This window comes from Parazoarcus sp. PS-13 R2A (assembly GCF_057621855.1).
The window spans coordinates 1-22,196 of sequence record NZ_JBYEXN010000025.1 but is presented as its reverse complement, the minus strand read 5'-3'; the positions used below and the strand labels follow the sequence as shown (position 1 = coordinate 22,196).

The window sequence follows — 22,196 nt, the reverse complement described above, 5'->3', positions numbered from 1 at the left end:
CATGAGCCTTCACTTTCCCTTCCAGCCCGACCACCGCGGCCGCAGCGCCGAAGCGGACGAGGACACCCACCTGCGCGACATGATCGAGCAGGTGCTGTTCACCATTCCGGGCGAACGCGTGAACCGCCCCGACTTCGGCTGCGGCCTGCTGCAACTGGTGTTCGCGCCGAACAGCGACACCCTGGCCGCCGCCCTGCAGATGACCGTACATAGTGCGCTTCAGCAATGGCTGGGCGAACGCATCGTGGTCGAAGCGGTCACCGTCGAGCATGACGACGCCTTACTGGCAGTCGAGGTGCAGTACGTCAGCCGCAGCGGCCAGGATCGCCGCCTGGCACGCTTCAGCCGGGGTGCGCCATGAAACGCCAGTTCCGCAGCGACAACCCGCGCCGCCTGCAACGCCTGCGTGATCAGCAGCCGCCGGGCAGGAACGGCATCGACTACGTCGAGATCGCGTCCGTCGACCAGCGCAGCCTGCGCGTGGTGTGCGTGCATCCGGTGGCTGGCATCACCCGCGCAAACGTGCGCATCGACGGCGGTGTGCGCATCACCGGCATCCGGCTCGCGCAAGACCCGGTGCTCGCCGGGAACGAGATCCGCATCACGGTGGACAAGGCGGGCGATTTCTCCTGGTACACCCTGTCGCTGATCAACCCCGCCGAGCCCGATGTGCCAGCGCCCGGCTTCGACATCTGCCTGTCGAGCATCCGCATCAACTTCAAGGCCGGCTGCCCGTCGGAGTTCGACTGTGCAGACGACGCCACCTGCCCGCCGGGGTCACCCCCTGAGCCTCGCCTCGACTACCTCGCCAAGGACTACGACAGCTTCCGCAAGCTGATGCTCGACCGCATGGCGCAGCTCGTGCCCGACTTCACCGAGCGCAGCCCGGCCGACTTCACCGTGGCCCTGATTGAAACCCTCGCCTACGTCGGCGATCACCTGTCCTACACCCAGGACGCGGTGGCCACCGAAGCCTATCTCGGCACCGCCCGCCGCCGCAGTTCCCTGCGCCGCCACGCACGCCTGCTCGACTACGCCATTCACGACGGCTGCAATGCACGGACCTTCGTCACCCTTGATGCGGGCGCACCAGCCGAGGGCAGCGTGCTGCCAGCCGGCACCACCCTGCTTGCGCTCGCCGATGGTGGCGCGCCGGTGCGGCGCACGGCGCTGCTCGATGAACTCCCGCTGCCCGGCATCGAGGTCTTCGAGACCCTGCACGATCAGGTACTGCACGCCGCGCACAGCCGCATCGCGATCCACGACTTCGCCGACCCCGGCTACTGCCTTGCGCGCGGCGCCACCGCAGCCGCCCTGGTCAACACACCGGCGCTGGCGCTGGTGCCGGGGGATGTGCTGATTCTCGAGGAGATCCTCAGCCCGGTCACCGGCAAGCCGGCCGATGCCGACCGCAGCCACCGTCACCCAGTGCGACTGACCTCGGTCGGCACCGGTCACGACGATCTCACCAATACCGCCCTGCTGCTGGTGAGCTGGCATCAGGACGATGCGCTGCCTTTCCCGCTGTGCGTCAGCCACGAGTTCGATGTCGGTGGCGCCGTGGTCAAGGAGGCGATTGCCCTTGCCCGCGGCAACGTGGTGCTGACCGATCACGGCCTGACGCGCCCGTGGCAGGCGGTCGTGCCCGACACCATTGCCGATGGCGGCGCCAGCGCGCTGCGCCGCCCGTGGCGACCGCGGCTGAAGGATGGCGGCCTCGCCTTCAGCGAACCCTACGATCACGACCGCGCCATGTCCGCTTCGATCTCGGCCAGCGCCGCACTGCGTCAGGATGCACGCCGTGCCCGGCCGTCGAACATGCGCCTGCAGGCCGACGATGCCGCCGTGTTCGGCGATCAGCCCGACCCGGTCGCAAGCGCATGGACACCGGTGCGCGACCTGCTCGGCAGCGAACGCTTCGCGCGCGAGTTCGTGGTCGAAACCGAGAACGACGGCAGCGCATGGCTGCGCTTTGGCGACAACCGGTTCGGCGCCGCGCCGCCCGCCGGGCAGCGCCTGCTTGCACGCTACCGTCTGGGCGGAGGCAGCCAGGGCAATGTCGGCGCCGACGCCATCACTGCGCTGGTCAGCGACGATGCCACGCTGAAGCTGGGCATCGTGGGCCTGCGCAATCCGCTGCCGGCGCAAGGCGGTGCCGAAGCCGAAGCGCTCGACGCAATCCGGCTCAACGCCCCCGAAGCCTTCCGCACTCAGGAACGCGCCGTTACCACCGACGACTACGCCCGCGTTGCCGAGCGTCACCCCGCGGTGCAGCGCGCCGCCGCCCGCCTGCGCTGGACCGGCAGCTGGCACACCGTGTTCCTGATGGTGGACCGGCGTGGCGGCCTGCCGGTAGACCAGGCGTTCAAGATCGAGCTGCGCGCCTTTCTCGAACGCTTCCGCCTTGCCGGTCACGATCTCGCCTTCGCCGACCCGGTCCACGTGCCGCTCGACATCCAGCTGCAGGTCTGTGCCCGCGCGAGCTACTTCGCCGCAGATGTGAAGGCCGCGCTGATTGCCGCCTTTACCTCCGGCCAGACCCGGGATGGCGCCCCCGGCTTCTTCCACCCCGACCGCTTCACCTTCGGCACCCCGCTCTATCTCTCGGCCGTGGTCGCAGAGGCGGCAGCGATCGCCGGCGTGGCGTCGGTGCAGGTGAAGCGCTTCCAGCGCTGGGGCCGCAAACCCAATGGCGAGCGCGACGCCGGCCTGATCAGCACCGGATCACTGGAAGTCCTGCGTGCCGACAGCGACCCGAGCTTTCCCGAGAACGGCCAGATCAGCTTCATCGTGGAGGGCGGATCATGAGCACCCCGGAGAACTGCGGCTGCTGCACCGGTCTCGTCCCGCTCACGCCGGACGCCACCGCTCAGCCCCCCGGCCAGCCGGCGCTTGCGCTGCGCATCGGCACCCACGGCCGCTTCCGCCAGAGCCTGCTCGCAGACCTCGCGCGCGAACCGGCGCTGGCTGCGCTGACCACCCGTGCCAGCGACGACCCCGCCATCGCACTGCTCGACAGCTGGGCGGCCGTCCTCGACGTGCTCGCCTTCTACCTGGAGCGTATCGGCAACGAGCACTACCTGCGCACCGCCACCGAACGCCGCTCGATCCTCGAACTGGCGCGCGCCATCGGCTACGAACTGCGCCCCGGCGTTGCTGCATCCACCTGGCTCGCCTTCACCCTCGAAACTGCGCCCGGCGCCCCTGCCAGCACCCGCATCGACGTCGGCACCCGGGCGCAGAGCATTCCCGCCCAGGACGAGAGCGCGCAGGTATTCGAGACGCTTGAGGCGGTCGATGCGCAGGCGCGCTGGAATGCCCTGCCGGTGCTGGCCAGCGAGGCCGTGCCGCCACGCATGGGCGGGCGCCACCTCTACCTTGCCGGCACCGCCACCCGTCTGCAGCAGGGCGATGCGCTGCTGATCGTCGGCGACGAGCGCAGCAAGGACCCGGGCAACGAGAACTGGGATTTCCGCCGCGTCACCCGCATCCGCGAGGTGCTGCCCGCAGACCCGGCGGACACCAGTGACATCGGCTACACCGTTGTGACCCTCGATCACGGGCTTGGCAGTCCGCTGCGCGGGGTGCGTCCGGCAGCGACGAATCCGCGCTGTTTTGTCCTGCGTGGCCGCGCTCACCTGTTCGGTCACAACGCGCCCGACTGGCGGGCCATGCCCTCGGGCTTGCGCGCCACCTATCTCGGCCTCGCCGAAGACAGCAAGCCGCCGATCGGCCAGCATCCGGAATGGCCCGGCTTTACCCTGTCCGACATTTCCGACTCACCCACCACGACGGCCAGCGGTACCGGGCTTTACGGCGAGTACTACCGCGGCAAGGGTTTCCGTCAGCGCGTCCTCACCCGCACCGACGCAGTGGTGAACTTCGACTGGCATGCCGGCGCGCCGGATGCGGCCTTGCCTGCCGACAACTTCTCGGTGCGCTGGAGCGGCTGGGTCTCACCCCCGACAACCGGCGTCTACACCTTCCATGTCACTGCGGACGACGGTGTGCGACTGTGGATCGACGGCCGACTGATCGTCGACTTCTGGATCAACCAGAGCCCGACCGAACGCACGGGTCAGGCCGAACTCAGCGCCGACCACAAGCACGACATCCTCCTTGAATACTATGAAGCCAGCGGCGCGGCCTCGATCAGGCTGGAATGGTCTGCCAGCGGCGTGTCAAAGGCGGTGATTCCGACGCAGCGCCTGTACCCGCGCGACATCCACTCGGTTCATCTCGACGCCAGCTATCCGAAATGGCTCGCAGGTGGCTGGGTCGTCATGTCCATCCCGAACTACGAGGAGGCCTACCGCATCAGGACGGCCGAAGAGGACGCCCGCGCCGATTTCACCCTGTCGGCCACATCCACCCGGCTCACCCTGCAGGGAGAGAGCATCCCCGAGCTCTTCAACGATCAACTGCGCGCAACCACGCTGTTCGGACAGTCGGAGGAAATGAACTGGGCGATGCGCCCCCTGTCCGGCTTCGTTCGCGGCCATCTCATCGAACTCGCGGACTATCACACCGATCTGCCTGCGGAACGCTGGATTGCGCTGTCCGGTCTGGTGCTGGCCGAAGTGCCGGCAAACAGCGCGGCGCGCCAGCGGCTGGAACAGGGCGATGCCCTCGCTGCCATCCGGATCGCCCGCGACCGTCTCAGCGCCGAACTCGAGTTCGAGGATTTCAAGCGCTATCGCGTCAGCCTGAACAGTGCTGCAGAGGTCGCGCGCATCAAGCGCAACGACAGCAGCGCGGGGCGCACCCTTCTGCATCTCGACACCGACCTCACCCACGACTATCTGCCGGCCACGGTGCGCATCAATGCCAACCTTGCGCCGGCCAGTCAGGGCGACAGCAAGCAGATGCGCATCCAGCCCGAAGCGCTCGGCAGCGGCGACGCCAGCCGCAGCCTGCAGCGCTTCAGTCTGCGCCAGCCGCCACTCACCCATATCGCAGCGGCCACCCCCAGCGGCACCGCGAGCACCCTCGAAGTCAGGGTGGACGGCCTGCTGTGGAAGCCGGTGCCACGATTCACCGCCGCCGGCCCGGACCAGCGCAGCTACACCGTGCGCCTGGACGAAAACGGCGGTGCCAGCGTGCAGTTCGGCGACGGCGTGCACGGTGCGCGTCTGCCAAGCGGCAGCGGCAACGTGGAGGCGCGCTACCGGGTCGGTCTGGGCAAAGCGGGCAATGTGGCTGCAGAGCAGATCAGCCTGCTGTTGAGCCGCCCGCCCGGCCTGAAAGCCGTCATCAACCCGGTCAAGGCCAGCGGCGGCACGGATGCCGAGGCCGGCGACGCCGCACGCAGCAACGCGCCGCTCACGGTGCGCACCCTGGACCGCATCGTCTCGCTGCGCGACTTCGAGGACTTCGCCGCCGCCTACACCGGAATCGGCAAGGCGCAGGCCGTGTGGTTGTGGGACGGCGAGCAGCGCCGCGTTCATCTCACCGTGGCCGGTGCCGACGGCGCCGCGCTCGCGCCTGGCGACACGCTGTACCGCAACCTGCTCGACGCCATCGACGCCGCCCGCCCGCCGCATCAGCCACTCAGGGTCAGCCCCTGCCGCATGCTGACTTTCGGTCTCAGCGCAAGCCTGTGGATCGACCCTGAGCATGAACTGCCGACCGTCCTTGCTGCGGCAGCCGCTGCACTCGCGCGCGACTTCGGCTTCGCCGCCCGCCAGTTCGGCCAGCCGGTAAGCGGCAGCGAGATCCTCGCCAGCCTGCAGCGCGTGAGCGGTGTCACCGGCGCCGACCTCGACCGGATCACCCGGATCGGCGGTGGCCTCGGTCCGCAGACCGTCGCCGGCCCCGACGGGCAACTGCCCGCACGCACCGCGCACTGGCAGGGTAACACCCTGCAGCCGGCCGATCTGCTGCTGATCGACCCCGCTGCGGTCACGTTGCTGGAGCATGGATCATGAAACTCGACGCCGACGCCCTGCTCGACCTGCTGCCTGCCTTCTATCGCGAACGCGACGCCGAACTCGGTGGCCCGCTGCGCGCGCTGCTCGGCGTGATCGCCGGCCAGGGCGCGCTCCTTGAGGCCGACCTGCAGCGGCTCTACGACAACGCCTTCATCGAAACCTGCGACGACTGGGTCGTGCCCTATATCGGCGATCTGCTTGGCGTGCGGGCGCTGTACCCGGTAAGCGGCACCGCTGCGTTCGGGCCGCGCGCACTGGTCGCCAACACCTTGCGCCTGCGCCGCCGCAAAGGCACTGCGCTGGTGCTGGAAGAGCTTGCCTACGACAGCACCGGCTGGCGCGCGCGGGCGGTGGAGTTCTTCGAGCAGGTCGCCACCACCCAGCACATGAACCACCCGCGCCCTCATGCCCTGCGCACGCCGGACCTGCGCCGGCCACTGTTGCTCGACCGGGTGGACAGCCCCTTTGGGGTCGAAGCCCATACCGCGGACGTACGTGCGCTGCCTGCCGGGCGCTACAACCTGCCCAACATCGGACTGTTCCTGTGGCGGCTTCAGGCCTATCCACTGCAGCGCTGCAGCGCACGCCCGGCCACGACACGCCCCGGCTTCTACACCTTCGATCCGCTGGGGCTGGCCCAGCCCCTGTTCAACCGCGCCCGTACCGAGGACGACATCAGCCATCTGGCGCAAGCGATCAACGTCCCCGAACCGCTGCGCTGGCGCGACCTGCATGCCGAACTCGAAGCGCGCCGCCAGGCGCTGACCGACGGCGAAGAGCCCGACGACCGCTACTTTGCCGATGAGGCCGGCGGCCCGGTGCTCAAAGTGTGGGTTGATGGACAGGCCGTTGCGGTCGAGCACCTGGTGATCTGCGACCTCGGACCGATCCCCGGCGTCGCCCCCGAAGACTGGCGCCATCCGCCGGCCAGCATCACCGTGCGCGCAAACAAGCCCGGCCGGCCGGACCGGACCTTCCCCGCGGCCGGCGGCATGCTGATCGGCATCGATCCGCAGCGAGGCCGCCTTGCCCTGCCCGCCGGCATGACGGCAGGCGCGGTCGAGCTTGCGTACGCCTATGGTTTTCCGGGCGATGTCGGCGCCGGTCCCTTCGACCCCCGTCCCGATCCGACCGAAACCGACCCGCTCGCCGTGCTCTGCAACCCGGCGGATTTCGACGTGCATCTGCACATTCCGAGTGCCGCCACACCGACGCTGGCCGCCGCCTTCGCCGCCCCCGCCAACCCGGCCGATGCCGCCAACCGCGTGCTTCCCGGTCGCCGCACCCTGATCACGCTCGACACCGACGCCACCGAAACGCTCTCGCCCGCGCTCGACCTCCCGGACACCCATCTCGCCATCGAGGCGGCACAGGGACGGCGCCCGGTGCTGGTGGGCGACATTCAGCTCAAGGGCAACGCCAGCACGCGGCTCAGTCTTGGCGGTCTGCTGATCGACGGCAAGCTGCAGCTGCAAGGCGCCTTGCGCGCGGTCAGTCTGCGCCACTGCAGTCTGGTACCAGCGCGCGGCGGCATTGCCCACAGCGGCACCGCCACCGATCTGAAGCTCGGGTTGTATCGCTGCCTGTGCGGTCCGGTGCGCAGCCAGAAACCCATGGCTGCGCTGAGCCTGCGCGACTGCCTGGTGGATGGCAGCGGCGGCGCTGCTGTAGATGCGGACGACAGCCCGCTTGCCGTCAGCGCCAGCACCCTGTTCGGCACCACCACCGCCGGCCGGCTGGAAGCGACCAACAGCATTCTCGACGGACTGGTCAGCATCGCGCGACGTCAGGAGGGCTGCGTGCGCTACTGCTACCTGCCACCCAAATCCGCCACGCCGCGCCGCCATCGCTGCCAGCCCGACCTCGTCATCGACGGGCTGTCCGCCGCCGAGGCCAAGCGCGAAACACGCCGTGTGAGCCCCGCCTTCACCAGCACCCGCTTCGGCACCCCGGCCTATGGCCAGCTCACACAGGGAACCGCCACCGAGATCCGCCGCGGCGCCGACGACGGCGCCGAGATGGGTGTGTGGCATCTGCTGCAACAGGCGCAGCGCGAAGCCAACCTGCGCCTGACGCTTGAAGAATATCTGCGCTTCGGCCTCGAGGCCGCACCGCTGTTCGTGACCTGAGCCACACCGCAAACCTGTCAATCGATCACACCCGACCACCGGGAGAGACATCATGAAAGCCGATCTGAGCCGCAGCACCTTCGACCCCGCACGACGCTACCGCACAGTGCGCATGCAGCAGGGGCGCGTGCAGCTCGATGCCGACTGGAACGAGCAGCAGGACATCCTCAACCGCCGTCTGGAGACCGAAACCGTCGACAGTCTGGGCACGGTCGCGATACCGATCGCCAAACCCGGATTCGCCATCACCCCTGCGGGCAAGGACCTCGCGATCTCGGCCGGGCACCTGTATGTGGACGGCCTGCTGTGCGAGAACAGCGCTGCCGCCAGCGTCGCAAAGCAGCCGGATCTGCCTGCCATTGCCTCTGCGGTGTTGCCTGGCAGCGCCACGCTGCTGCCCTTGCCACCGAAAGGCATCAAGGCCTCGGATATCGACGGCGTGGTGGTGTTCGACAACAATGGCGCCCCCGCCGCGCCCGCTGTCGGCACCTATCTCGCCTATCTGGAGGTGTGGCAGCGCCACCTGAGCACCACCGACCTGCCCGCTGGCGACACCAGCATGCGCGAAGTGGCGCTCGGCGGACCGGACACCTGCACCCGCGAGCAAACCGTGTGGCAGGTCAGACTGCTGCGTGCCGGCGACGTCGGCGCGGCACTGAGCTGTCTGTCGGCGATTCCGGCGTGGACCGCACTCACCACGCCACCCGACGGTCGCCTCGCGGCACGCGCCGAAGCCACGATCCCGCCGAAGACACCCTGCCAGCTGCCACCGGAAGCCGGCTACCGCCTGCTTGAGAACCATCTCTACCGGGTCGAGATCCACGACGACGGCAGCGTGGCCGGCAAGGCGCGCTACAAGTGGTCGCGCGACAACGGCAGCCTGGTCAGCCGGGTGGTGCGCTGGCTCGACGACCCGATCGCCGACGAGTTCGAAGTCGCCAGCATCGGCCGCGACGACGTGCTCGCAATCACTGCCGGATGCTGGGTGGAGTTCATCGACGACACACACGAGCTGCTCGGCCAGCCCGGCCCGCTGGTGCCGGTCATCCGCACCGAAGGCAATGTGGTCACCGTTGACCTGTCGCAGCGCATCGGCCACGCGCTCGACGCGGCACTGTTTCCGGACAATCCGCGCGTGCGCCGCTGGGACGGCGTGGCTGAACTGAAGACCAGCGCGGTCGCGAATCCGAACACGGGCTGGGAAGAGCTCGCCCAGGACGGCATCGAGCTCAAGTTTGCCACCGGCAGCTACCGCATCGGCGACTACTGGCTGATCCCCGCACGCACGGCCACCGCCGGCATCGAATGGCCGCAGGACAGCGGCAAACCCGCCTTTGTCGCCCCAGCCGGGGTGCTGCGCGCATTCGCCCGCCTCGCCCTGCTCGGCTTTCAGGGCGGCGCCTGGAGCGCGCTTGCCGACTGCCGTCCGCTGTTCCCGGCACTCACCGAGCTGACCCGGCTCGACTATGTTGGCGGCGACGGCCAGAGCGTCAAGCCCAATTCGCTCAACACGCCGGCCACGGTCGCGCTCCCCAGCCCGCTGCGCGTCGGCGTGTCGAACGGGCAGTTCCCGGTCGCAAACGCGCAGGTCCGCTTCACCGTCGACGCCGGCACGCTGCCCAACGGAACCCATACCGAGATTGCCACGACACAGGCCGACGGCGTCGCCTCCATCGTGTGGTCACTCGCCTGCGATCCCGCCAAGCCGGTGCAGCGTGCGAAGGCGGAACTGCTGGTGGCCGGCCAGCCCGTTGTCGGGCGCTACCTGCCGGTGCACTTCAGCGCCCAGCTCGCACTCGCCAGCCAGGTTGCCTACGACCCTTCCGGCTGTGCCGATCTCCTCAGCGCAAAAGCCTTCAGCGTGCAGGAAGCCATCGATGCCCTGTGCAAACGACCCCAGGGCGGCGGCGGTGGCTGCTGCCTTACCGTGGGCGAAGGTGGGCAGTTTTCGTCACTGGACAAGGCGCTGCGAACCCTTCTGGAAAAGGATCAGCTCAACATCTGCCTGTGCCTGCTCCCGGGCCAGCACACGCTGGAGGACGACCTCAGCGTCACCGGCAGCCGTCGCCACCGCGTGCTGATCCACGGCTGCGGCCCCGCCAGCCGCCTTCTGGTGCGCGATCAGGTGTTCCAGTTCAATACCTTCGGCGCCCTCGCGCTGCAGGACTTCACCCTGATCAGGACCGGGAACCTGGAAAGCCTGAGTTTTTCCGACTGTGCAGACCTGCGCATGAGCCGCTTCGACTGTGTCGGCAGTGCCACACCCGGCAACAGCCTGCTGCGCATTGGCGGCAGCCAGCGCCTGATCATCGAAGACAGCCGCGTGCTGGCTGACAACAACGACAGCAAGACACTTGAACGCCTGCTCGAACAGGTCGGCGATCTCGCCGCCTTCAAGGGCGCGTTCCGACCGACGGCCATCATTGACGGCCAGCTGCCTGAGTTCGCCGCGGAACTGTCCAGGCTCAGCGCCGAAGAAAAGAAGCGGATCTCCGGGGCAATCGCCAACCTGATCCGCGTATCGGGCACTGCCAACGCCGGCCTCAGTCAGCGCGAACTCGTCGCCCTGAACGCCATGCGCCTGGGCATCTCCAACGGAAGCGCATTCGCGCTCGCCGCACAGCTTGAGCAACTGGGCAACGCGATGCTCACCAGTACGCCGGTGTTCGCCCTCACGCTGAGTGACTTCGGCGATGCCAGTCTGGTGAACAACACCTTGCGCGGCCGTATCACCCTGTACGGTGAAGGTGACGACAGCCCCTTCCCGGGTCGCGACCTGCTCGGCCGGCTCAGTGGCGCCATCAACCAGGCCGAGGTGGGCCTTGAACCCGCCGGCAACCTGACCCTTGAGCGCAATCACCTCGGCGGCCTGCGTCTGAGCGAGAGGGTATTGAACGATGTGGTCGCGAACGCGCGCGGCATTCTGCCGGTCTGTGCCAACCTGCGGGTCACCGACAACCACATCGACAGTGACCTTGACCACTATGCAGGGGTCAACTGCGCCCTCAATGGCAATACGCTGCAGACTCAGGACGATGTCGGCATGATCGTCGCCACCCAGGCAAAAGTCATCGGCAATTTCATGCGCAACAAGCACAGGCTGTATGCAGTTGCGGTTGCGCCGGAGAACTTCGGAAATGGAAGCCTGACGATCACGCCCGTTTGAACCCGGTCGCATCGCGCGCCCGCCGCACATGACCCTACTCACGGTTGCAGTTTCGCGAATCCGGTTTCGACGGTAGAGTTCGGCATTCATTTTTGGAGCAAAGGATCGTCTGTGCGATCCGGACCGGGCTGCGACGCATGACGTCGCGCCTTGCCGTTAACCGGAGCGTCTGTAAGAAGCAGACACCGGGGTCCGACAGACACCCCTCTGCCAGTGGTCTGCGCGGGTTTTCGGACCTGCCACCCTAGATTGCGCCAGCCCTTGTTTACGGGCTTTATCGCCCCCATTGTGGCTGGACAGAAAAACAGGAATTCGACTCTTGAACGATCTACTTTCGCGCCGTCTGGCCTTGTTCGACAAGCCTGAGCACCTCGACCAGCTGCGTCACTGCCGCCACGGGCTCGAGAAGGAAAGCCTGCGCGTGGCACCCAGCGGCCAGCTGGCGCTGACACCACACCCGCAGACGCTGGGCTCGGCGCTGACCCACCCGCAGATCACGACCGACTATTCAGAGGCCCTGCTGGAGTTCATCACCGCAGCCGAGGAAGACCCCGCGCAAACACTTGCCGAACTCGACACCATACACCGCTACGCCTACAGCCAGCTCGGCGACGAGATCCTGTGGTGCCAGTCGATGCCGAGCAAGCTGCCGGACGAGGCCGACATTCCCATCGCCGAGTACGGCAGCAGCCACACCGGGCAGATCAAGCACGTCTACCGCAAGGGGCTCGCAGTCCGCTACGGCAAGGCGATGCAGTGCATTGCCGGCATCCACTACAACTTCAGCCTGCCCGACGCGCTGTGGCCCCTGCTGCAGAAGGCCGAAGGCGACACCCGCCCGGCGCAGGACTACCAGTCGTCAAGCTACATCGCGCTGGTCCGCAACTTCCGCCGCTACAGCTGGCTGCTGATGTATCTGTTCGGCGCTTCACCGGCCGTGTGCAAGGGTTTCCTGAAAGGCCGCCTGCACGATCTGGACACCCTCGACGAGAACACCCTGTATCTGCCGTGGGCGACCAGCCTGCGCATGAGCGACCTCGGCTACCAGAACAATGCGCAGGCCAGCATCCAGCCGTGCTATGACGGTCTGGAGAGCTATCTTGACAGTCTTCGCGAAGCGGTGTCGACGCCCTACCCACCCTACGTCGCCATCGGCACCCGGCAGCACGGGGAGTGGGTTCAGCTCAACACCAACGTGCTGCAGATCGAGAACGAGTACTACTCGACGATCCGGCCCAAGCGTGTCGCCTGTCCCGGCGAGCGGCCCATCCAGGCGCTCGGCTCGCGTGGCGTGCAGTACGTCGAGGTCCGCTGTCTGGACATCGACCCCTTCCTGCCCCTCGGTATCGACATCACCACCTCGCGCTTTCTCGACACCTTCCTGCTCTACTGCGCGCTGGAAGACAGCCCCGTGATGCCGGGCGAGGAATGCCGCGAATGCACCGACAACTTCGGCCACACCGTCAAGGAAGGCCGCCGTCCGGGCCTGACGCTGCATCAGAACGGCACCCCGCGCGAACTGGTTGAATGGGGCATCGCCTTGATCGAGTGCATGGCGCCCTGCGCTGCCATTCTCGACGCCGCGCATGGCGGCACGCTTCATCGCGACGCGCTCGAAGCGCAGCGCGCCAAGCTGCACAACCCCGAACTGACCCCGTCTGCACGGGTATTGCGCAGTCTGAGCAAGGATCACCTCAGCTTCTTCGAGTTCGCCATGAAGCAGTCGCGGATGCACGCCGAGGCGTTTCGCGCCCGCCCACTCGACAACGCCACGCATCAGGCCTTCGAGCAGTCGGCGCGCGACTCGCTCGAGCGTCAGACACAGATCGAAGCCGAACAGACCGGCCCGTTCGCCGACTACGTTGCCAGATACATGGCCGCAATCGACCCTGACTACAACACCTGCTGCTGAGAAAGACGCCTACACCCGCCGCAAGTCGAAGCAGTATTCGGAATACGCGGGTGCAGGCGCCTCGCGCACTTCCGGCAGCGTCTGCGCATCCACGGTTTCCGATACCAGACGCTCGGCACGGCGACGCCGAGCCTCGACCCGGCTGTCCGGCAGTCCATCGTATGCCTCACCCCGTGGATGCCAGTCGAACAGGCTGAGGCGCAGCGCATTTCCGCTGCGCGGATGCGTCAGCACCAGCTCCACGCCGTCCTGCGCAGGCAGGGCCGGGTGAAGTCCATGCACCGGAACAAAACTGCGATAGCGCACACCGGCCAGACACACAGGTGCGGCGCCATCGTACTCGGCCCGCAGCGGCACGGCGTAGCCATTGACCTGGAGCTTCAGCCCGTCGAGACCTTCGGCCTCGGGCGCGACGACGCGCAATTCGATGCGTGTCGTGCTGGCGTCGACCAGGCGTGAATCGGAGGGCTGCTGGGTGGTGACATCACCGATCAGCGGCCAGAATTCGAGTGCGCCCATCACCCGTACCTGCAGCCCTTCCCATTCCAGATGGCCAAGCTCCCGGCGGGCATCGTCCACCAGACGCGCAGTGATCGACGCACCCAGCCCAAGGCCGTGGGCTTCGAGATCCGCCAGCACCGCACGCAGGTCCTGCTCCAGATACCACGGCAGCGCAAAGCGGTTGTGCAGCTGCTTGCCCCAGTCGACCAGCGGCTTGTCGTAAGGGAAGTGCATCAGGCGCGCGATCAGGGCGCGCAGCAAGGCAGCTTCAGCTGCAAGGGTTTCGGCATCCGGGGCCATGCGCAGGGCACGGAATTCGACCAGGCCGGCCATCCCGCGCGCGCCCAGATAGGGGTTCCACAACTTCTCGATGTTGATCTCGCTGCGGTGGCTGTTGCCCGCCGAATCCGCGAGAAACGGTGCCAGGCTGGCCCACAGCAGGCCAGGCTCGGGCGCATCGAGGCGCTCCAGTTGCTCGAGCGCCACGTCGAGCTCGACCCGCCGCTCCTGCGGGCCTTCGTCCGCGCGCGGTGCCTGGCTGCCACTGCCGATTGAGTCCGGTGCAAACCAGTACGACAGCGCCGGATGCCGGTTCAGGTAACGGACGAGCCGGGTCAGCAGATGCGGCGCAACAAAGAACGGACTGCTTTGCGCAGTTGGGCCGCCCAGGGTGAGCTGCCCCCCACCCCCGGAATCGGCCTCACCGCCGTTGTAGTAGAGGCGATAGGGATAGAGGCCGAGGCTCTCTGCCGCAGAGAACAGCGCGGCATTGACGCGATAGAAGGATTCCAGATCGGTTGCCGGGGCGAGGTTGGCTTCGATCACCGCGGGGTCAGGCGTCAGGCTGGTCCAGTGCATCCCGGCGTCCAGCGGTGGCGGATGGCCGCGCAGCACCAGACCGTTGATGCCGGCGGCTTTGGCGGCCTCAGCCACGACTTCCAGCAGCGCTGCATAGTTTGCAGGGTCGGTCACCGCCGGGAGTTCGACCACCGGCCAGCCACCCTCTGCATCCGGCAGGTTCGCAAGCAGCAGCAGGAAATGACCGGATTCGGCGAGCTCGTCGCGCAGGCCTTCGGCGGGAATCGGGGCGGAATGCAGCGAGGGTCTGAAGCACAGCGCCGCGGAGCTTTCATCAATGCCGATCGGATGCTCGTCGCACCGCGTGACCACGCGCCAGTCGGTCGTACCCAAGCGTGTCTCGGCAGCCCATCCACGTGCAGCGCAGTGCTCCAGCAGACACAGGCTGAAATGCTCGATGTCGTGGAGCGCACAGGGCTCTGACACCAGCAAGGGGTCTGGCGGCCCCTGCCACAGGGCGGCACCGTCGCGGCGGGCAAGCACGCCCAGACTCCAGCGCGCGCTCGGCTCGCCCGGATACTGGCGCCCGATCGTCCGCAGCAGTGCGCAGCCAGGCAAGCTGGTGGAGAAATCGCGCAGCAACTCCGCCGCACGCGCCTCCTTCTCGCCGCCAAGTGCAAGTTGCAGCCACTCTGCAGATTCAGAATATCGGTCGGTAAAGGTCGGCTCTGCGCCAATCCAGATGTCCGCACCGAGCGCGCTGATACGCGCATCGAGGTCGGTCAACTCATCCTGAATGGGTTCGGCATTGGGGGGAATCATGAATTGGTATCCTGGGGCGCTGGCGTGTCGGCGATGCGTGCGGCGAGCTCCATGGCACAGCCGCGCATCCCATGCCCCGCATGATACGGACTAAAACCCTGCCTCAAAAGGCGCCATCAAGCCCTTTGTCCAAACGGATACAAAAAAGCACCGGGCGGTCCGGATGAACCCCACGGTGCCAGAGGAGACCGCTCAATCAGAAAAAGCGGTAGGTGTAATCGATGTAGAAGCGATGATCGATCTCGTCTTCCTTCACACCATTGAGTCGTCCGGTCTTGTCCGGCTTGCCGTCGTCGCCGGCGGTGTGGATACCACCGGTCAGCTTGAGTGCGGAAATGAACTATCGACACCGTTTGTTGCGTTACAAGCACTCATTGCGATCAGCTCTCCGACCAGCCGCGATCCCAGTGCGGCGGGTCGCCAACACGTTCGGCAAAGTAGTCGAGAAAGCTCCGCACCTTTGGCAGCAGATAGTGGCGGCTCGGATACACCGCATAGACTGAAGGCGACGGCATCTCGTAATCCTCCAGCAAGGGGACGAGCACGCCGGCGCGAATGTCATCGCCGACCAGGTATGAGGGCAGGTGTGCCACCCCTGCTCCGGCGCATGCCAGCGCATGCAGAAAATCAACGTCACCGGCCACACGGGTTCGCACCGCGATGCTCTGCTCCCCGCCCGCACCGCGAAACGGCCAGATGCTGCGCTTGAAGTAGCTGTGACTCAGGCAGTCGTGATGGCGCAGGTCTTCAGGGCGCTCAGGGCGGCCATTGCGCTCGATGTAGGCCGGTGACGCACACACCACCACGCGACAGGGTGCCAGGGGGCGTGCGACCAACCCGGGGTCAACCGCATGGGTGATGCGGAAGGCTAGGTCGATGCCCTCGTCCACCATGTTGAGCGTGCGGTCGCTGAGAATGAGGTCGAAGCCCGTTTCCGGAAACAGCTGCATGTACTCGGCAATCGCCGGCGCAAGATGCGCGCGCGCGAACGACACCGAGCTGGTCAGCCGCAGCACCCCCCGCGGCTCACCCCGGTGTGCCTCACCCATCGTGTCGGCCTCCTCGACCAGCGCCAGGATGCGACGGCAGCGATCCAGATAGGCTTCGCCGATCTCGGTCAGATGCATGCGTCGCGTCGTGCGTTCGAGCAGACGCAATCCCAGGTCGGACTCCAGCGCAGCAACATGGCGCGTGACCTGAGCCTGCGACAGACCCAGCTGATCTGCAGCCGCCGAAAAGCCGCCACTGTCGACCACGCAGGCAAAAATCCTCATGGACTGCAGCCGATCCATATCCTGACCTCTAGTTATGTACTGAACGTATCAATCATATGATATTCCCGGCGTTTATCTACATCCTGAGGATAGGCAATATGCGTCCCATCCCATCGGGACCTAAACCACCTCAGGAGCACATCATGATTTTCATCACTGGCGCCACCGGCCAACTCGGCAACGCAGTCATCAATACCCTCATCGAAAATGGCACTCCCGCAGCGCAGATCGTTGCCGGGACGCGCAAACCAGACGCCGCCGCGGCACTCGAAGCGAAAGGCGTGCAGCTGCGTAAGGCCGACTACGCCGATCCCGCAAGCCTTGACGCCGCCTTCAAGGGTATCGACACCCTGTACCTGGTGTCAGGTGACGCGCCGATCGACGTCCGCATCGAGCACCACCGCAACGCCATCGCAGCGGCCGCACGCAATGGGGTGAAGCGGATCGTCTACACCAGCTTCGTTGATACCGCAGAAGATTCGCCATTCGGCTTTGCACGCATCCACGCCGACACCGAGCGCACCCTCGCGGAAAGCGGCCTCGAATTCACCATCCTGCGCCATGGTGTCTATGCAGACATTCTGCCCGCCTTCCTCAATGGCTATGCCGAACGCGGCGTCGCCTCGCCCAACCAGCACGGTAAGGCACGCTTCATCCGCCGCGCCGACCTGGCCGCAGCCGCTGCCAAGGTGCTCACGACGGAGGGTCATTCGGGAAAGACCTACACACTGACCGGCCCGACCGCGCTGAACATGGCAGACATCGCTGCCGTGCTGGAAACGCGCACCGGCAGGCCGGTTGCATATCACGCACTGCCGACGAGCGACTATGCGTCGATACTGGTGAAAGCGACAGGCATGCCGCAGTGGCTGGCCGACGCGCTGGCAGGGATGTTCGCCGCCATGGACCGCGGCGGCTACGACATCCAGACGGGCGACTTTGCCCGCCTGCTCGGTCGCGATGCGATGCCGGTGGAAGCCGCGCTTGTGGCTCAGCTCGGCCTTTGATTCGCCTCGCACTGGCGACGTTCCGCTGCGGCGGGCCCACCGTCGCCAGTGCCCCGAACCCACTCATTGGAGAACCAGCCCCATGTCCGACGTCCGTATTTGCCCAAGCTGCCAGGCCCGAGCAATCTACAAGGAAAGCAAGGAAGACGGCACCCCAAGCTACACTGCCATTCAGGATGAAGAAGCATTGAAGAAGGTCGCACAGCTGAAGAAGGCTTTCGAGAAAGCGAAAGCACGGTGTGACGAACTGGAGGCTGAGCTCGCCCGACTTGGCGGCAAGTGAAGGTCATGGCTCGATGATGAACGGGGAGGCGTCTGCACCATGGCGTCGACCACCTTGCCGGTGTTGCGGCTGAGAGTGCGCAGCGTGCTGACCGGATCACCCGCCTTCACCAGCCCGTATTCGATGACGCAGGGCCCGCTGCCTGAGCCCCCCTGCCGCGCTCAACTCAGTGCCGGAATGAAGCCCGTCAGCTCCATGACCCAGATGATGATGCTGATGGACACGAAAGACGCCACCGTCGCCACTACCAGCGCAGCCGAGCACATGCCTTCGAGTCCGTACTTCTGCCCCATGATGGCGTAGATGCTGAACATCGGCACGCAGGCGATCAGCACGGCGGCGGCCTGCAGTTCGGGACCGATGCCGGGTACCAGCAACACGGCAATCAGCACCGCAGCAGGATGGAGCAGCAGCTTGGCCACGGTGATCAGCGTGACATCGGCGACCATTCCTTTCACGCCCATTCCGGCAAGACTGCCGCCGATGACGAACAGCGCCAGCGGCCCCGATGCGAACGACAGCATGTCGACCACATTGGAAAGCGGCGCCGGCAGTGCCAGACCTAAGAGGGCAAAGGCAAAGCCGATCGCAATGGCCACCAGCATCGGATTCCTGAACAGGCTTGCGAGCGTTCCCCGCAGCATGGCCACAATGCTCGCGCGCTTGTGCCCGGCGCGGTCCGCCATGATGAGCAGCAGGGGCAGCATCAACAGGTTCTCCACCAGCAGGCACAGCGCCATTGCCACCGAGCCAACCGGCCCCAGCACCTGCACGGCCACCGGCAGACCGATGAAGGCGCTGTTCGACGATGAAGCGCCCATGCCGATGATGACGCTGCTCAGAAAATCGCGCTTGCGCCATTTCAGCGCGAGCAGGATTGCAACGCCCATCGCAGCCAGCGAGCCGAGCGCATACGCAATCAGGTAACCCGAGTTCATCACCTCGTCAAAGGGACGCTCCGATAGCGCCCTGAACAGCATCGCGGGCAAGGCAAACCGGATGACGAAAGTGCCAAGGACGCGCATGTCCGCCCGCGAAAACAAGGCCGCACGCACGGCAAAGTATCCAAGGCCGATCAGGATGAAGATCGGGCTGGTGATGGAGAGAATTTCGAGCACGCATGACTCCGGCGGCCCCGCTGGCCTGCGCCGCCGCGAGGGAATCTGGTAGGTGAAGCGCTGGCGCCGGTATCGGCCCGGGCACATTCTCCACGAGCCCGGCCACGCGCGAAAGCGCTCATGCGCAATGGCTGTTATCTAAATCCGTTATGGATTGGGCAACACGCTGTCCCCACCCTCGGCCCGAGCGATGCCGAAGGCGGGGACAGGCTGGGCCGGGCTCAGTCTGCCAGCCGGTAATCGAGCCAGGGCGAGCGCGCCAGATGCGCGCGCTCGAAGGCTGCAATCGCATCCGCTTCAAGCAGGGTCTCGCCAATGTCGTCGAGGCCATTGAGCAGACGGTGACGGCGGAAGGGATCGACCTCGAAGGGAATCGACTCGCCGGACGGGGTCGTCACTGCCTGCTGCTCAAGGTCAACCGTCAGGCGGTAGCCCTCCTCCGCTCCGACTTCCGCAAACAGGCGGCCGACCACTGCTTCCGGCAGCACGATGGGCAGCAGCCCGCTCTTGAAGCAGTTGTTGAAGAAGATGTCGGCGAAGCTGGGCGCGATGATCGCCCGAATCCCGTATTGCTCGAGCGCCCATGGCGCATGCTCGCGCGACGAACCGCAACCGAAGTTCTTGCGCGCAAGCAGAATGCTGGCGCCCTGATAGCGCGCGCGGTTGAGCTCAAAGTCCGGATTCAGCTTGCGGCTCGCCGGGTCGATGCCGATGTAGCCGCGATCGAGGTAGCGCCACTCGTCGAAGCAGAACGCGCCAAATCCGGTGCGGTGAATCGACTTCAGAAACTGCTTGGGAATGATCGCGTCGGTATCGACGTTCTCGCGATCAAGCGGTGCGACCAATCCGTTCAGAACAGCAAATTTTTCCATGATGCCTCCTCAGCCAAGGGTCCGTGCGTCGATGAAATGGCCGCTCACCGCAGCCGCCGCAGCCATCTGCGGACTCACCAGATGGGTTCGTCCACCCGCACCCTGGCGTCCTTCGAAGTTGCGGTTCGAGGTCGATGCGCAGCGCTCACCCGCAGCCAGGCGATCGTTGTTCATCCCCAGGCACATCGAACAGCCCGGCTCGCGCCACTCGAAACCGGCGGCCACAAAGATCCTGTCCAGCCCCTCCTGTTCAGCCTGCGCCTTCACCAGTCCGGAGCCGGGCACCACCATCGCCAACGATACATTGGCCGCAACCCGGCGACCTTCGACCACACGGGCCGCGGCGCGCAGATCCTCGATGCGGGAGTTCGTGCACGAGCCGATGAAGACCTTGTCGATCGCGATGTCGGCGATCGGAGTGTTGGCCTCGAGCCCCATGTAGTTCAACGCACGCTCCATGGCTTCGCGCCTGCCCGGATCGCGCTCGGCGGCCGGGTCGGGAATCCGCCCGCTGACGGGCAGCACCATCTCGGGCGAAGTACCCCAACTCACCTGCGGCTCGATTGTCGAGGCATCGATCTCGACGACGCGGTCGAACACCGCGTCCGGGTCGGAATGCAAACCGCGCCACGACGCCACCGCCGCATCCCAGTCCGCACCAGCCGGGGCATAGGGACGGCCTTTCAGATAGTCGATGGTCGTATCGTCCACCGCGATCATGCCGGCGCGGGCACCCGCCTCGATTGCCATGTTGCACACCGCCATGCGCCCTTCCATCGACAAGCCCCGGATTGCACTCCCGGCAAATTCAATGGTGTGGCCGCTCCCGCCCGCCGTGCCGATAGCGCCGATGATGTGGAGAACGATGTCCTTGGCGGTCACGCCCGCGGCAGGCGTGCCCTCCACCCGGACCAGCATGTTGCGCGACTTCTTCATCAGCATGCACTGCGTCGCCATCACGTGCTCAACGTCGGACGTGCCGATGCCAAAGGCCAGCGCGCCAAACGCACCATGCGTGCTGGTGTGCGAATCGCCGCAAACGATGGTCGTGCCCGGCAGGGTTGCGCCCTGCTCCGGCCCGACCACATGCACGATGCCCTGGCGCCGGTCTTCGAGGCTGAAGAAGGGAATCCCGTGGTCGGCACAGTTATCGACCAGCGTCGACACCTGAAGCGCCGAGATCTCGTCGTCGATGCCCTTCGAGCGCTCGGTGGTCGGCACGTTGTGGTCCGGCGTAGCAATCACGCTGCTCGTGCGCCACACCTTGCGCCCGGCCAGCTTCAACCCCTCAAAGGCCTGCGGGCTGGTCACCTCGTGCATGATGTGACGATCAATGTAGATCAGGCAGCTGCCGTCGTCGCCTTGCTTGACGACATGCGCGTCCCACACTTTTTCGTAGAGGGTCTTTCCCATTCTCGTTGCTCCAGGTCATGCGATCCATTGCGGTGACGCAATACTTGCAGAGATGGGAAAGCCTGAATAACGGTCAATTGCCATGCCAGCCATCTCATTTGGAGATGGCTTTTGCGGAACTGCGGTTCCAGGTTGTTGAAGTCGAGAACGGCCGGACCGCATCCGGGTGAATTCGTTTGGGACGATGGACGTGGTTAATAACCCGTGAACGCGTTCGATTCAGCAGGCGACGGTCGCCATTGAGTGGTGAGTCTTTCCCGACCGGAAGCAGGTCGGTCAAAGCCGTCAGTCGTGGGCTGACCGCAGCGGTCACTCTGCAATGACCGCTTCCACTTACCTTAGATGGGCACTTCGGACTCCAAGCTGTTATTCGACTCGTTCAGCACAGTTGTTTTCCAACCCTAAGGCAATCCGAACCAGTGGTTTATCAATCGAATCGTGAACGCTCCTCCTCGATTTCCTCGCGCTCGATATTTCGATCCAGGGACTCAATCTCGGCCTCGATCCACTGCGTTATCTCGAACTCGAAGCCTGCCGCCAGCCATCGACGAAACTTCTCTCGCTTTCGCTTCAGGTAGGCACTTGTTGAACCAGTCCATCCTCCGGAGTGAAAGGTCGCACTGATGCCACTTCGCACACCATCGAACTGTCCATATCTGTACAACAATTCTCGAGTTAATCGACCGCCATGTTCGTCATCAAGCGTTCGCGGTGCCGCATGAGCCATTAGCCCTGCTCTGTGCTCGGGGTCTTCTTCAATCCATTCGAGCATTTCGGGAACCGGCAGGTCAGCAATTGCTCCTCTCGGGGCCTCTTCATCGAATCCGGATAGGCCACCCTTGAGCCACTGAAAAAGATCACTGCGCCATTTTGGAAGCGACTCTTCAAAGTGCGTTTTCACAGTATCCCACGCTCCGACTGGGTCAGCTAATACGAGCTCGTTTGCAAGAGGCACGACGTTGGAGGCGTAG

14 protein-coding genes are annotated in these 22,196 nt (G+C 65.7%); 8 read left to right on the top strand and 6 right to left on the bottom strand.

The window, feature by feature from the left end; translation table 11 throughout:
* The first annotated feature begins 1 nt into the window (after position 1).
* The 6 genes from AC22G6_RS18805 (at position 2) to gshA (ending at position 13,137) form a co-directional block, all read left to right on the top strand.
* The gene (locus tag AC22G6_RS18805; protein WP_108948031.1) at positions 2-361 is read left to right on the top strand and encodes a GPW/gp25 family protein; all 360 of its coding nucleotides are present in this window, start codon (positions 2-4) and stop codon (positions 359-361) included.
* Complete coding sequence (locus AC22G6_RS18800) at positions 358-2,808, top strand: putative baseplate assembly protein (protein ID WP_487368056.1); 2,451 nt, start codon at positions 358-360, stop codon at positions 2,806-2,808. Before AC22G6_RS18805 ends, AC22G6_RS18800 begins: the two co-directional genes overlap by 4 nt.
* Positions 2,805-5,927 (top strand): putative baseplate assembly protein, encoded by a 3,123-nt coding sequence (locus tag AC22G6_RS18795; protein WP_487368055.1) that lies wholly within the window; start codon positions 2,805-2,807, stop codon positions 5,925-5,927. Before AC22G6_RS18800 ends, AC22G6_RS18795 begins: the two co-directional genes overlap by 4 nt.
* A complete protein-coding gene (locus AC22G6_RS18790) occupies positions 5,924-8,059 on the top strand; it encodes a hypothetical protein (RefSeq protein WP_487368054.1) in 2,136 nt (711 codons plus the stop codon). Before AC22G6_RS18795 ends, AC22G6_RS18790 begins: the two co-directional genes overlap by 4 nt.
* A 52-nt stretch (positions 8,060-8,111) precedes the next feature.
* The gene (locus tag AC22G6_RS18785; protein ID WP_487368053.1) at positions 8,112-11,225 is read left to right on the top strand and encodes a DUF6519 domain-containing protein; all 3,114 of its coding nucleotides are present in this window, start codon (positions 8,112-8,114) and stop codon (positions 11,223-11,225) included.
* 319 nt (positions 11,226-11,544) lie between these two features.
* On the top strand, positions 11,545-13,137 hold the full coding sequence (gshA, locus tag AC22G6_RS18780) for a glutamate--cysteine ligase (RefSeq protein WP_487368052.1): 1,593 nt from the start codon (positions 11,545-11,547) through the stop codon (positions 13,135-13,137).
* Between the two features lie 9 nt (positions 13,138-13,146).
* Here the strand turns inward: gshA and AC22G6_RS18775 are convergent, their stop codons facing one another.
* Both AC22G6_RS18775 and AC22G6_RS18770 read right to left on the bottom strand, forming a co-directional pair.
* Complete coding sequence (locus AC22G6_RS18775) at positions 13,147-15,258, bottom strand: transglutaminase family protein (RefSeq protein WP_487368051.1); 2,112 nt, start codon at positions 15,256-15,258, stop codon at positions 13,147-13,149.
* Between the two features lie 380 nt (positions 15,259-15,638).
* A complete protein-coding gene (locus AC22G6_RS18770) occupies positions 15,639-16,532 on the bottom strand; it encodes a LysR family transcriptional regulator (protein ID WP_487368050.1) in 894 nt (297 codons plus the stop codon).
* A 143-nt stretch (positions 16,533-16,675) separates the two neighbouring features.
* Here AC22G6_RS18770 and AC22G6_RS18765 point away from each other — a divergent pair, with 143 nt between their 5' ends.
* On the top strand, positions 16,676-17,539 hold the full coding sequence (locus AC22G6_RS18765) for an SDR family oxidoreductase (RefSeq protein ID WP_487368049.1): 864 nt from the start codon (positions 16,676-16,678) through the stop codon (positions 17,537-17,539).
* Positions 17,540-17,621: 82 nt separating this feature from the next.
* Positions 17,622-17,822: a hypothetical protein gene (locus tag AC22G6_RS18760; protein WP_487368048.1), complete on the top strand. Its 201-nt coding sequence runs from the start codon at positions 17,622-17,624 to the stop codon at positions 17,820-17,822.
* A gap of 161 nt (positions 17,823-17,983) precedes the next feature.
* Here AC22G6_RS18760 and AC22G6_RS18755 read toward each other — a convergent pair whose 3' ends face one another.
* The 4 genes from AC22G6_RS18755 to AC22G6_RS18740 all read right to left on the bottom strand — a co-directional run.
* A complete protein-coding gene (locus AC22G6_RS18755) occupies positions 17,984-18,940 on the bottom strand; it encodes an AEC family transporter (RefSeq protein ID WP_487368047.1) in 957 nt (318 codons plus the stop codon).
* 221 nt (positions 18,941-19,161) lie between these two features.
* The gene (leuD, locus tag AC22G6_RS18750; protein ID WP_487368046.1) at positions 19,162-19,812 is read right to left on the bottom strand and encodes a 3-isopropylmalate dehydratase small subunit; all 651 of its coding nucleotides are present in this window, start codon (positions 19,810-19,812) and stop codon (positions 19,162-19,164) included.
* A 9-nt stretch (positions 19,813-19,821) separates the two neighbouring features.
* Positions 19,822-21,225, bottom strand: coding sequence for a 3-isopropylmalate dehydratase large subunit (gene leuC / locus AC22G6_RS18745; RefSeq protein ID WP_487368045.1), 1,404 nt, complete (start codon positions 21,223-21,225; stop codon positions 19,822-19,824).
* A 427-nt stretch (positions 21,226-21,652) separates the two neighbouring features.
* On the bottom strand, positions 21,653-22,196 hold a 544-nt coding region (locus AC22G6_RS18740; protein ID WP_487368044.1), incomplete at its 5' end, for a hypothetical protein.

Excerpts from the sequence above, each read along its gene's own strand:
- AC22G6_RS18805 (WP_108948031.1), top strand. The coding sequence starts at position 2 with ATGAGCCTTCACTTTCCCTTCCAGCCCGACCACCGCGGCCGCAGCGCC.
- AC22G6_RS18800 (WP_487368056.1), top strand. The coding sequence starts at position 358 with ATGAAACGCCAGTTCCGCAGCGACAACCCGCGCCGCCTGCAACGCCTG.
- AC22G6_RS18795 (WP_487368055.1), top strand. The coding sequence starts at position 2,805 with ATGAGCACCCCGGAGAACTGCGGCTGCTGCACCGGTCTCGTCCCGCTC.
- AC22G6_RS18790 (WP_487368054.1), top strand. The coding sequence starts at position 5,924 with ATGAAACTCGACGCCGACGCCCTGCTCGACCTGCTGCCTGCCTTCTAT.
- AC22G6_RS18785 (WP_487368053.1), top strand. The coding sequence starts at position 8,112 with ATGAAAGCCGATCTGAGCCGCAGCACCTTCGACCCCGCACGACGCTAC.
- AC22G6_RS18775 (WP_487368051.1), bottom strand. The coding sequence starts at position 15,258 with ATGATTCCCCCCAATGCCGAACCCATTCAGGATGAGTTGACCGACCTC.
- AC22G6_RS18770 (WP_487368050.1), bottom strand. The coding sequence starts at position 16,532 with ATGAGGATTTTTGCCTGCGTGGTCGACAGTGGCGGCTTTTCGGCGGCT.
- AC22G6_RS18765 (WP_487368049.1), top strand. The coding sequence starts at position 16,676 with ATGATTTTCATCACTGGCGCCACCGGCCAACTCGGCAACGCAGTCATC.
- AC22G6_RS18760 (WP_487368048.1), top strand. The coding sequence starts at position 17,622 with ATGTCCGACGTCCGTATTTGCCCAAGCTGCCAGGCCCGAGCAATCTAC.
- leuD (WP_487368046.1), bottom strand. The coding sequence starts at position 19,812 with ATGGAAAAATTTGCTGTTCTGAACGGATTGGTCGCACCGCTTGATCGC.
- leuC (WP_487368045.1), bottom strand. The coding sequence starts at position 21,225 with ATGGGAAAGACCCTCTACGAAAAAGTGTGGGACGCGCATGTCGTCAAG.